Annotated in this window: 9 protein-coding genes; 2 read left to right on the top strand and 7 right to left on the bottom strand. The window is 50.3% G+C overall.

The window, feature by feature from the left end:
* Positions 1–71: 71 nt before the first annotated feature.
* From WCK19_RS17420 to WCK19_RS17400, 5 genes are all read right to left on the bottom strand, one after another.
* Positions 72–3,665: an NHL repeat-containing protein gene (locus tag WCK19_RS17420; RefSeq protein ID WP_342398676.1), complete on the bottom strand. Its 3,594-nt coding sequence runs from the start codon at positions 3,663–3,665 to the stop codon at positions 72–74.
* Positions 3,666–4,033: 368 nt separating this feature from the next.
* Complete coding sequence (locus WCK19_RS17415) at positions 4,034–5,098, bottom strand: tyrosine-type recombinase/integrase (protein WP_342398675.1); 1,065 nt, start codon at positions 5,096–5,098, stop codon at positions 4,034–4,036.
* A 72-nt stretch (positions 5,099–5,170) separates the two neighbouring features.
* On the bottom strand, positions 5,171–6,184 hold the full coding sequence (gene galT / locus WCK19_RS17410; protein ID WP_342398674.1) for a galactose-1-phosphate uridylyltransferase: 1,014 nt from the start codon (positions 6,182–6,184) through the stop codon (positions 5,171–5,173).
* Between the two features lie 55 nt (positions 6,185–6,239).
* Positions 6,240–7,655, bottom strand: coding sequence for a glycerate kinase (locus WCK19_RS17405; protein ID WP_342398673.1), 1,416 nt, complete (start codon positions 7,653–7,655; stop codon positions 6,240–6,242).
* 246 nt (positions 7,656–7,901) lie between these two features.
* Positions 7,902–10,256, bottom strand: a complete 2,355-nt coding sequence (locus tag WCK19_RS17400; RefSeq protein ID WP_342398672.1) for an FtsX-like permease family protein — start codon at positions 10,254–10,256, stop codon at positions 7,902–7,904.
* 222 nt (positions 10,257–10,478) lie between these two features.
* Here WCK19_RS17400 and WCK19_RS17395 point away from each other — a divergent pair, with 222 nt between their 5' ends.
* Together WCK19_RS17395 and WCK19_RS17390 are read left to right on the top strand one after the other, a co-directional pair.
* Positions 10,479–10,955: a MarR family transcriptional regulator gene (locus WCK19_RS17395; protein WP_342398671.1), complete on the top strand. Its 477-nt coding sequence runs from the start codon at positions 10,479–10,481 to the stop codon at positions 10,953–10,955.
* A gap of 24 nt (positions 10,956–10,979) precedes the next feature.
* Positions 10,980–12,323 (top strand): MFS transporter, encoded by a 1,344-nt coding sequence (locus WCK19_RS17390; protein ID WP_342398670.1) that lies wholly within the window; start codon positions 10,980–10,982, stop codon positions 12,321–12,323.
* On the opposite strand, the gene WCK19_RS17385 is transcribed toward WCK19_RS17390, so the two are convergent.
* Both WCK19_RS17385 and WCK19_RS17380 read right to left on the bottom strand, forming a co-directional pair.
* Complete coding sequence (locus WCK19_RS17385; RefSeq protein ID WP_342398669.1) at positions 12,324–12,464, bottom strand: hypothetical protein; 141 nt, start codon at positions 12,462–12,464, stop codon at positions 12,324–12,326. It abuts the gene before it with no gap.
* A 115-nt stretch (positions 12,465–12,579) separates the two neighbouring features.
* A partial coding sequence (locus WCK19_RS17380; RefSeq protein ID WP_342398668.1) for a hypothetical protein occupies positions 12,580–12,786 on the bottom strand: 207 nt, incomplete at its 5' end.

Here is a 12,786-nt window from a genome sequence, read left to right as displayed (position 1 = left end):
TCCCTCTCTTTTCCCTTAGCTTGATGCTTATGGGGCGACTCAAGCGTCGCCCCTATGGGTTAAAACAAGGGTTAAGCTACCGTCAGGATGTTCACTTGGGTGAATTCCGAGCGGTTGCCGTAGCCCACGACTGCGTAATCGCCAGCTAATCCGGCGGTATTTACCACGATGGTAACAACTCCATCAGCGTTGGCGCGATGCGTGCCAAGACTCACGGTTGTGCCATCCGGGGCGGTGTACCATTGGGCGACTAACTCGTTCGCTAGGTAGCCTGTCTGCGTAATGCTGACCTTCTCACCCGCAATAGCGCTTACCGCTGCCCCGCGTTGGATTGCGCCTTCGCTCTCATCGCTATTCGCTTCACCGAAGGCAAAGCTTTCGCTATTGCTGTTGAGAGACTTGCCGCTTTTGGCTTCATCGTTGTAGGTCAACGAGTAGCTAACCGCAACTTTAGTTCCCGCAACTGCATTAGCGTTCGGGCGGAACACCAACACGCCGTGCGCCCCTGTGTATGGTTCAAGGTTGGGAAGCCCAATCGTCACGGTGGTAGCGGACACTTGCTTGACCCACACGCCAGAGCTTGCGCCATCGAGATAGCCCACGTCCAGCCCTTGCGGTACTGGTAGCGAGATTACCAAATCGCCCGCTTTGCCCGCTCCGATGTTCTCCACCTTGAAGCTGAACGAAACGAGGTTCTCAGGGTTGGTGCTTACCACTCTATCCGGGCTAACCCGAAGTTGCGGCACCAAATCGGAGGAATGTACTACTCTAACCGGAGGTACGAAATCGCTTGTCACATCGAAAGGTTCGCTATCGGCTGAGGTCAAGTCTGTTGCGCTGGCAGTCAGAACGTAGCCCGTCCCGACAAGGTCAATCGTCAAGTCGGAGAAGGTTGCCACACCCGCCACTGCCGCAACCGTAGTTGTACCGCCGAGAGTTGCGCCCGGCGTGCCTGTGCCGCTCTTGATAGCAACTGTAACTGTGCCGTTAAAGCCCACAGCGGTATCGCCGTTCGCATCCTTCACCGTCACTACCGGTTGAGTGGTGAGAAGCTCTCCGGGTTTTGCGCCTACCGGTTGGGTGGTAAAGCCCACTTGGGTGGCTGGTAAAGCAGAGTAGTGCAGCACCCGGTTGTTGTTATAATCCGCCACATAGAGACCGCCGTCCACTGGCGAGACCGCTACTCCATAGGGATTCTTCAGGCTGGCGGCAGTGGGATTACCGCCGATTCCGTCCTTGTTAGCAGTCCCTGTGGTAAACTCTGCGGCATCTGTGCCGGTAATGCCCTGCCCGTACACCCTGTCGGCGGTGGTGGAGATACCGCTGTAGTGTAGCGCCCGGTGGTTGGCACTATCCGCCACAAAGAGGCTACCATCCATAGGTGAAACCGCTACCCCATAGGGGGAAGATAGGGTGATTCCGCTGACACTACCGCCCTTGTTAGCAGTCCCGGTGGTAAAAACGTCGCCCTGCCCGTACACTCGGTCGGCGGTGGTGGCGATGCCGCTGTAGTGTAGCGTCCGGTGGTTGGCACTATCCGCCACATAGATGCCACCCTGCGAATCAACTGCTACCCCATAGGGGGAAGACAAGGTGATTTCGCTGACACTACCGCCCTTGTTAGCAGTCCCGGTGGTAAAAACGTCGCCCTGCCCGTACACCCGTGTGGCAGTGAAGTCTGGATACCCGTTGGTAGCGTTGTAAGGGAAGAACAGCACCCGGTTGTTGCTGGTATCTGCCACATAGAGGCTACCGTCTGGAGCTACCGCTACCCCACGGGGGTAATTCAGGCTGGTGGCGGTAGTTGCAACATTATTGGTTTGAAACGAGGCAGCGGATGTGCCATCTGCGCCTTGCCCGTACACCCGATCGGCGGTGGTGGATGTCCCGCTGTAGTGCAGCACCCTGTGGTTGGCACTATCCGCCACATAAATGCCGCCCTGCGGATCAAGCTCTACTCTAGCGGGATAGCTTAGGCTGGTGGAGCTAGGTGATGAGGCGCCGTTATTAAAATAAATGGTGGTAAAACTGTCGCCCTGCCCGTACACCCGCGTGGGGGTAGTAGCCGGTACTCCGCTGGTTGCAGGATAGTACAGCACCCGGTTGTTGCTATAATCAGCTACATAAATACTGCCGTCCGAAGTTATCGTCACCCCATAGGGCTGGTACATGCTGGTGGCGCTGGCTCCGGTTCTATTGCTATAATTTGCGGTAAACTCTGCGGTATCTGTGCCGGTAATGCCCTGCCCGTACACCTTGTCGGCGGTGGTGGCTGTCCCGCTGTAGTGCAGTACCCTGCTGTTGAACTCATCCACCACATAGAAGCTGCCGTCCGCTGCTACCGCTACTCCGCGGGGGTAATTCAGAGTGACCGCACTGACTCTTGAGCCTCGGTTAGGTATATAGCCGTTAAAATCTGCTTGCCCGTACACCCTGTCGGCGGCGGGCCCATCTGTCCACGAACTCGTGGGAGCAGTGTAGTGCAGTGCCCTGCTGTTGCTTCTGTCAGCCACAAAGAGGCTACCGTCTATCGGCGAGATTGCTATCCAAGAGGGCTTGGACAGAGTGGAGGCTCCGGGGGTGGTGCCGCCTTGGTTAGCTGTATTGTCAATAAAACTTGTTTGCCCCCAAACCTTGTTGGCGGTGAAATTTTCCGTAGTCTTGGCAGGGTCATAGGCAGGGTAGCTCAGTATCCGGTTGTTGCCATAATCAGCCACATACAGGTTGCCGCTCGAATCAATCGCTAATCCCATGGGAGTGTTCAGGCTGGCGGAGGTGGAAGCGCTAGCACTGCAAATACCGGTATCAGGATCAGTTGTGCCGCTGATATTACAACCGTTCACGACAAAATCGTTGCCTGCCGTACCTTGCCCATACACCCGATCGGCGGTGAAATTTTCCGTAGTCTTGGCAGGGTCATAGGCAGGGTAGTGCAAAATCCGGTTGTTGTAACTGTCAACCACATAGAAGCTGCCGTCCAACGCTGTTACTATCCCGGCGGGAGAGGACAGGTTGGTGGCGTTAGGGAAGCGACTACAGCTTGCATTGGGATCGGAATTAGCACCGCCGTCCCTATTACAGGTGCTGGTAGTAAAATCCGGCTGCCCGTACACCCGCGTGGCGGTAAAATCTGGATACCCATTGGTGGCGTTGTAAGGGAAGAACAGCACCCGGTTGTGGGAACTGTCAGTCACATAGAGGTTGCCGCTCGAATCAACCGCTAACCCCATGGGGTTGCTCATGTTGGTGGCGCTGGTGATGCCGATTTTCGCGTTTACGCCGGTGCCAGTGCCATCATTCATCGGAACAGTGGCGACAAAATCGTTGCCTGCCGAGCCCTGCCCATACACCCGCGTGGCAGTGACAGAGCCTGTCGGGAAGAACAGTACCCGGTTGTTGCCTAAATCTGCCACATAGATGCCGCCCGAAACTGGCACTATTCCATTAGGATACCTTAGGCTGTAGGAAGTCACATGCCCATTATTATAAATCATCGAGGTAAAATCGTTGCCTACCTGCCCCCAAACCTTGTTGGCGGGGGGAACAGGCAAAGAGGCTGTGGCGAAAGTAGTGCTCACCAGCCCTAGCAGTAGAGCGATAGCCGCTAAACTTCCGGCAATGCCGCGCTTCTTTCCGATGGGTACTGCCTTCATTGGCTTGTACACAATATCCCTCCTGTTTTGTATTTGTACTTTATTTCCAACAACTCTGGTTGGGCTACACGTTAGCTTTCCAGAAAGTTTGTGTTATTGGTATGGGGCGTGCAGGATACAAGGGCTATCTGTTTACATTCGTAATCTTTACGATAAACTTATAATATTATCTTTATAATCTTTTAGAATGGTGTTCAGTAACTTTTTTATTTTAACAAAAGAGGTTATAGGTTGTCTATTGAAATTCGGGTAGTTTTATTAAAATAATATTACAAAATCGGGCGTTCGGTGGCGCAGAGCTCATGGGATTGGTGGCAATCGTGGGAAGGGCGGGAAATCGCGACCCGGAGGTCGCTCGTACAGGGTTCGGGGCAAATCTCTTATTTGAAAACCTGACGGTGAAGTGTTTGCTTTGCCTTTTCGCTCACTTGCGCGTAAATGCGGGTGGTAGTGGGGCTGGCATGTCCCAATAAATCCTGAGTCGCCGCCAAATCGCCCGTTTCCGCCAGCAAGCGGGTGGCAACCCAATGGCGGAATTTATGCGGCGTAATGTTACTGTCCAACTCAGCCCGTTCCACCAACGCCAGCACCAATTGTTGCACCGAGCGACTGGATAAGGCTTTCGGACGTTCCACACTCGACCCCCGATCATGACGAGCAAAAAGAGGTTGTCCCGAATAATCACGCCCTCGCCTACTGCTGCCTTTCTCCTCAGAAGTCACTACTCGATTGCGAGCCGCTAAATATTCTTCCAACGCTGCCCATGCCGAACTGTTGAAATAAAGCCAGCGTTCCTTATCACCCTTACCTTTAGCAGTGGCGCGGTGGTTAGTGTAATCTAAATCGCTCCGGCTAAGCCCCGTCAATTCGCTTACTCGCGCTCCACTGCAATGCAAAGCTTCTATCAGCGCAATATCTCGCAGCCTAATTAATTCCCCATTACGCTTATCTCGTTCGGTGCGAGGAATGCCGGGTCTTGGCTTTTTCACCTCAGCCAGCAACGCGCTGATTACCTCATCGGGTGGCACTTTGGAAATAATGTTGCGACTGAGCTTGCCCTTTATCTCCTTAAGGCGCAATTGCATTCGCTCAAATTCCGAACCGGGAAGGGGCAACAGCCGTTCGATGATGCACCACTTGACGAAGCGAGAAAGCCCCGCGCCGGTAGTGGAAAGAGTCGCGCGGGAAGCTTTGGGAAAGGCTTGATTGCCTAGCTTACCGCCATCGGCTTTGAAGCGCAGAAAGATAACAGGCAATTCTGGGCTAAGCTGAGAAATCGAAGTTTCCGCAGCTTTAACCCCCGCTTCTAGTTCGATGAAATGGAGGAAGGCATAGAGCGCCACGCGGTAGGTTTTGCGGGTAGCGGGGGAATGCGCTCTGCCGATGTCCTCCAGAAAACGCTCTACCGCTTCCCTGATTGTAACCGCTTCTTTCGTTTCTTCCATATTATAAACTTCCCACGATTGCCCCTAATCCCATAAAGATTTGCGCCACCGAACGCGGGCGTGTCGAGCTTTTCATAATGCTTCCACTAAATCGTTCAAGAAATTGGCATCTGCTTCGGGCAGGGAGGGGTTAATGCTGATGCCCGAACCCATTTCAAAGCCCGCCGGAATGGTAAGGCGCGGGCTTATCTGGCAATACCAGTGCAATTGAGGTTCACCGCTTTTGTAACGCGCCGCTGACATTATGGCGTAATTATAATTCGGATTATTGAGCTTAGTATAGAGCTTCGCCAGCACCTCATGGAGTAAGCCAGCAAAAGACTTAACCTCTTTCGGTGAAATTGTGCCAAAATCGGAACGATGCTCTTTCGGCATTAACCAAATTTCAAAAGGAACTTCCGCCGCAAAAGGCACAAAAGCCAGAAAATGCTCATTCTCGCCTACTACGCGCTTACGGTCTTCCACCTCAAACTCCATCGTATCGCAATAAGCGCACCTGCCCCACTCATCAAAATAGCGTTGCGCCTCATCCTCGCGCCAGCGATAATGGCGCGGCACTATCGGGGTCGCGAGGATTTGAGAATGGGGGTGTTGCATCGAAGCGCCCGCTGTTTTCCCTTGATTACGGAAAATTAATATAAAGAGGTTATCCCTAATCTTCATCAATTCAAGGTAGCGTTGCCGATAGGTTTCTACAATGGCGTTAACCCTTTCAAGAGACATCATAGCCGGGTTAAGATTATGTTCGGGACATTCTATTACTACTTCGTGATGCCCATAGCCGGGTAGCTCCAAATAGATGCCCGATAAAGAGCGCGTTGGTTTTTGGTCGGGCGACAGCGCGGGGTATTTATTTTGCACAACCCGCGTGAGCCAACCATCTCTGGCAGCGTTTTTTATTTCAAATAAGATGATTTCATCTTTGGCATCATTAAATTTGCAGAAGGAACAATCAGGTTGATAGAGTGGTTCAGCTTTGACAGACTCATGCCCGTTCTGGAGTTCTTGGGGGCGCACACGGCGGCTAGGCGCGTAAATCACCCATTCACGGGTAGCGCGGTTTAATCTGATATGAGTATTATTCATTTTCCCCTCCCTGAGACATAAAACTACTGCCTGAGTAACTTTACCCGTCTCTAAATCACCAGACGAGAAACAGGGTTAAATCATTTACATTGGTGTTGGTAGGCTCGGTTTTGAGTAGTTCTGTGCTTCGTTGGAAAAAATGATATGAGTCATTCTGTGCAAGATAGGTAAGAGCATCGAGTCCGATGGCACGCGCCTTGCTAACGCTATGTCCATCAACCAATGCGCCGGCGGCATCGGTGGGTCCGTCAGAGCCATCGGTGGCAAGCGGTAAACATAATACGTTTTCCAGACCTTCCAAAGCCAACGCGGCGGCTAATGCCAATTCCTGATTACGCCCGCCCTTGCCGTCACCTCTTATTGTAACGGTTGTTTCGCCGCCTGCCAATAGGCAAGCAGGTTTTGGAATAGGCGAATCATACGAGGCAATTTCTTTAGCGACACCCGCCAGAACTCGCGCAACTTCTCGTGCTTCCCCCTCCACAAAAGTAGAAAGCACCAGCGTGTTATAGCCGAGTTCACCAGCTTTTTGGGCGGCTGCCTGTGCCGCTACGCGATTATCGCCTACGATTATATTTCGGGTATTTGCGAAAAGCGAATCAGTGGGCTTTGGCGTTTCGGGAATTGCGCCGCTAACCCCTAGCTGTAAATGCTTTAAGATTTGCTCTGGAACAAGGGGTTTAAACCCCTTGTCTTCGGCGGTCAAGCCAAACTGTTCTAGCGCATTCCACGCCTGAGCAAAAGTCGAGGTGTCCGGCACAGTAGCCCCACTAGCGATTACATCTAACGGGCTTCCCACCACATCGGACAAAATCAGGCTAACCAACGTAGCAGGATAAGCCATCCGCGCCAAATTGCCGCCCTTCACCTGTGAAAGATGCTTGCGAATTGTATTTAGTTGGTTGATTGTCGCGCCAGTCTTTAGCAATTGCGCGGTCAGCGCTTGCATATCCTCCAGCGTCACGCCCTCAACGGGTAGCTCTAACAAGGCAGAACCGCCGCCGCTCATCACCGCAATAACCAAATCTTCGGGAGTAGTAGCTTTCAAAAGCTTCGCGATTCGTTTTGTGCCAGCCACCCCATTCATATCGAGAATCGGATGCCCCGCTTCGGTAATCGCAATCTTACTTCCAACAGGAGCGCCCCCCAGATGTGCATACTTTACATTGATTGCCCCATCTGTCACCCGCTCTCCCAAAAGCTGCGCCAGTGCCCCCGCCATCGGCGCGGCGGCTTTACCCGCTCCAATCACAAACACCCTTTTATAATAATTGAGGTCATACGCATACTCGCCGACAGTCAGAACCGCCGAAGCCGGGTTATAAGCCAGCCTGTTCAAAACCGCTTGCGCCGGGTCAACCGCTGTCAAAGCCGCGCTCATAATAAGCAAAGCATCTTCCCGCCTTTTGCGATTCTGCGGGGTATGCCCCTCTAGCAATTGTTGTATTTCTGTTTTTTCAAGCAAGTTCATCGCGTAATATTAAACCGGATAAATTATATTCGCAATATAACAAGGGCGCATCCCATTTATTTTGGTCGGATGTATCACCAAAGGACACAAACCAAGAGAATTAACCCGCAGGGGCGGTTCGTGAACCGCCCTTCGTTCGTTGCCACAACCCTAAAGCCACCCAACAAGGGCGCATCTTGTCGCAACACGGAGGTTGCTCCTACAGAACCCGAATCCATATAAAATCCATTTTCACACACACGGGTTTTAGCCGTATCTAAGAATAACGCCCGTCTTAACTCGCGCTGCCCCAAGCGCAGGAATCAGGCTGGCAAAAGCGGAAAGTACCAACGCAAAAATAAAGGTGAACAACACAATTTGCCAATCAAACAAAAACTCAATCGGGAAAGTCGCTTGCGAAATAAGGTTCACGATAAGACGCGCCAGCGGATAGCCAAGAAGCGCCCCTGCAAAAAAGCCAAGAACCCCCAAGAATAACCCCTCAGTAAGAAATAACTGCACCATGCTGCGGTCTGACGCGCCCAAACTACGCAAAACGCCGATTTCTCGCCTTCGCTCCAGCACATTCAGCGTAATGGTATTTACCACCCCCAACGCCCCCACCAGCGCAATTAATACCACCATCGCATACAGCAATAGTTTCAGCGATTGGCTGATTTGCTCGATAATCTGACGGTCACTATAAGCGGTTATAGTGGTAGGCTGAAGTGTTCGGAAGCGTTGCTCAATAGCTCGCAAAGTTTTATCCACGAAAGCCGGGTCTTTTTGGGTAGTAGTTATGGTGAAATAATCTGCCAAAGACTGATGCCCCATCACCCTTTCCGCTTCTTCCAAAGGCATAAAGACCTTGCCAAGCGCAACGCTGGTGAGGTAGCGGGTGCTGTCATCCAAAATGCCGATTACGGTGTAACGATACAATTTGCGGTTAATCTCGAGCTGAATAATATCATTGAGCTTTATATCTTTGGCATCCGCCAACACATTCGAGATAGCCACTACCCCATTTTCGCTGTTAGTAAACCAACGCCCCGACAAAATGCTTTTTCGATAAATCTGAGTATCGTGCGGAACCCCGAAAATATCGGCGCTACTGGCGCGAATAATGCCCCTTGCCCTTGCCCAAGGTTCCGCCAATTCTACGCCCTCAACTGTTCTCAGGGAAGCAACAAATTGGTTGTCAAGCCGTCCTATGCCAAAAGAAACCCACGCATCGGTTAGATATAAGCGGTAGAAACTTTCGGCGGTTTTATCCACCGAGGCGCTGGTACTTTGGGAAGCTAGAAAAGCGGCACAGCTAAGGCTTATCACCCCGAAAGTTACCAGATTTCGAGCTTTCCGGCGCGTCAGGTTACGTAACGCCATTGCGACCAACGGCGGAAACATTCGCAGACGAGTCAGAAACTGCTCAAGCCAACTTTTGCCATAGCTATTGCTAATACCATAGCTATCCAAAGCTTCCCGCACCGGAATAGTCGTACCGCGCCACGCCGGAAGCAGCGTTGCCGCTACCGAAACAAAAATACCGACTACAAGCCCAAGTATTAAAGCGTTCCATTGGAAAAAAAAGCCCTCAACCTGAAAATTGAGCAGATTGCCCAGAAACTCCAGCAAGATTTTCCCGCCCCCAAAGCCGGCTAAAATCCCTAAGATTGTCCCTGCCAACCCGTATAATAACCCCTCTATCAGATATAGCTGTAAAATCTGCCATGAGTTCGCGCCGATTGCCTTTAACGCGCCGATTTCGCCCATCTGCTCGGTTACAATCGCCGAAAGAGTGTTCGCCACCAAAAAGCCGCTAATTACCAAGCCAAGTACCGAAAAAACCAACAATAAGGTTAAAAGAATATCCAGTTCATTCTTTCCCAGAAAATTTTCAGGGTCACGCGCGACATAACCGCCAAACTGGAGATTGCGCTTTTTAAAACTATCTTCTATCTGTCTTTTAGCCTCATCCCTACCCGCAAAATCAGTTAGGCGCACCAGCACCTCATTAAAGCCTTGTGTGCCAAGAATACGCTGCATTTCAGCCTGATTAACAAACGCGCTGGCGGTTTGAAGCAAACTAGCGTTGGGGTATGAGGGCGAACGGGCAAAACCGCTTACCTCCAATTGATGCTCGCGATTGTCCGCACCGCCCCGATAAATAATAAAATCGCCAACTTTAAGCTCAGGCAAAAGGCTACGAACGCTGATTTCAAAGGCAATTTCGCCGCTGCCCGGCGAATGACCTTCCACAAAATCTATTTGGTTTACCTTAATATTGGAATAATCTTCGTAGGCATAAAAATCTATATCCCGCCATTGCTCATCGCCGCGAAACTTGGCGGAATAGATGCCCCGCCGTTCCACCGCTGCCACATTGGGGATTTGTTCCAGCAGCGGTTTCAGGGTGGAGGGGTTATTAGAAACAATCCAGCGCAAATCTTCTTGGCTAATGTTAGCCACATTGCGGCGATGCGCTTCAGTCAGGTTTGTAGCGGTTGCCACGATTGCCACAATACCCGCCACTCCCACGAATATGCCTAATATCGTTAGAGCCGAGCGAATCTTACGGCGCGAGAGGTCATTTAAAGCTTTGCGTAATATCCACCATTCCCTCATCCCCACATTTTAGCATAACAGGCGCATCTCATTTTGGATTGAATCCCCTTAATCTAAAATCCAAAATCTAAAATTGTGTGCCACGCCCCTACCAATTAAATCCAAACCAAGAGAATTAACTGTATTGACCCACGCTAATACTACGATTATAATATATTTCGATGCTCAAAGTAATTTACTCCTAAACATTATTTGATACTCAAAGCAATAATGGTATAACTTATGCCTAATAACACTGATAACAGCAATACTGTGGAAGTTGCTATCGCTCTCCTAGACCTTTTACCTAACTTACTCTATCGTCTAGGGCAAATACAAGAATTAAACCAAAAAGACGAATCTACTTGGCAAGATGTTTCCGAACTGAGAACCACCACCGGGCAATTGCGACTAATGCGGACGCTGGTACGAAAAGAAACATGCAAAATGCAAGAACTGGCGGAATTATTGGGCGTAACTCCCTCAACTGTTACCTCGATGGTCAAACGACTGGCGCTACAAGGCTATATTGAACGAAATCGGGATGACAACGATTGGCGTAGCGTTTGGGTGAAACCCACCGAACGTGGACAACGTGCCTTGCTAGTTTTTGATGCTGCTCGGTATGCCGCATTGCAACAACGCCTTGAGCAATTAAGCCCGCAAGAATTAGAAAACATCGCTGCTGTGCTGCCCGTCTTTCAAAAATTAGCAAAATAATTCAAAGCAAGGTTATATATCAAAATGCCATCCAAAATTGAAAAAAGCGAGGGAGTAGCCATTGCGCTTGAAGAAACGGGCAACGCCTCGCTTGTGCCAAATGACCATCAATTAAAAAGGCTGTTAAAAGCGGCGCTAACCTATTTTGCCAGAGGTGGGGCAGCCTTACACCACCGAAATTATCGCCTATTCTTCTTTGGGCAGCTAGTTTCCTTGATTGGAACATGGATGCAAAATTTGGCGCAAGGCTGGCTGGTACTGAAAATTACCAACGACCCAATGGCATTGGGGTTAGTAACTGCCCTCCAATTTTTGCCGGTCTTGTGCCTTACCCTGTTTGGCGGAATTATCGCAGATCGCCTTCCAAAACGGCGCACCCTGCTTCTCACCCAAACTTTAGCGATGTCGCTGGCATTTATACTGGCAACTTTGGTTAGCCTAAATATCGTGCAACTGTGGGAAATTTATGTAATGGCTACCCTGCTAGGGCTGGTAAACGCCATAGATATGCCGGTAAGGCAATCGTTTGTATCTGAAATGGTGGGCAAAGAAGAATTGATGAATGCAGTTGCGCTTAATTCTTCAATCTTTAATGCGGCAAGGGTAGTGGGTCCGGCAGTAGCGGGTCTATTAATCGGATGGGTCGGAATTGCGCCCGCTTTCTGGCTAAATGGCTTTAGTTTCGTAGCGGTACTAACCGGATTATTTTTGATGCGAGAGTCTGAATTATTTGTAGGAACTGGAAAAAGACCTACCGGGAAAATTTTCAAGCATTTGAAAGAAGGGCTAGGCTACACCTTTCATACCCCGGCAGTTTATATAATCATGATATTGGTCGGAATAGTGGGCTTGCTTGGGGTTAATTTCAATGTGTGGATACCTGTTCTCGCGAATAACTATTTGAAAGTTGGCGCAGAAGGCTACGGAATATTGATGTCCGGCATCGGTATCGGCGCATTAGGCAGGGCGCTCACTTTGGCAATGGCAGGGAAAAAGCCAAAACATCTAACCCTGCTTAAGGGGGCTTTTCTTTTCAGTTTATTTGGGCTTGGCGTGGCATTATCACCTTTCTTCTGGGTTTCATTAGCTCTAATGGTGGGTTTAGGCGCATCAATGAGCAATGTTATGGCTTCTGCGAATACCCTTGTCCAATTGATTACCCCCGATAATTTGCGCGGAAGGGTAATGAGTTTGTATATGCTTGTGTTTGCAGGGACAACCCCAATAGGCGGTTTACTGGCAGGGTGGCTGGCTTCCGCCGGCGGCACACCATTTTCTATGGGTGTTTGTATGGTATTAAGTTTGATGGCGGTACCAATAACTTGGGTACTAATGAAGAAAAATCGGGAATCGCTGGAAAGTTTGTAGTTAATTCTCTTGGCATGGGTAAGAAGGTTTTAATTGGCTAGGGGCGACGCTGAAGTCGCCCTTCCCATGATTGCCCCTGTGCGAGGCTGCTTTGTCAGCCGATTTTGCGCCACCGAACGCGGGCGTATTTTGTCGCAACACGGAGGTTGCTCCTACAAATCCGAACTCCTCTAAAATCTTAATAAACTTTTAATATTTCTGACAGAAAAAACCCTTAAAAACGGGCATGTTGTTAGAATCCTGTTAGAATCGTTTGTTATAATGACATGTGGCAGCGGAAAAAGCGTCTGCTAGGGTGGGTTTGACTTGCACACGCGCATGTATCGCACCGGAGAAGCAAAATAAGTTTTTGGCAACAAAGAAGCAAGAAGGGATGTAGCATGATTTTTTCAGGAAATGCAGTAACAATTAACAAGAAGCGGCGTATCTCGGCGCGGTTGCTGACAGCGTTGGCGGCTATCGC

The sequence above is a fragment of the Candidatus Chlorohelix sp. genome (assembly GCF_037138995.1).
Taxonomy (GTDB): domain Bacteria; phylum Chloroflexota; class Chloroflexia; order Chloroheliales; family Chloroheliaceae; genus Chlorohelix.
Note: the sequence above shows the minus strand (reverse complement) of the source record. Positions and strands in the feature narration are given on the sequence as shown.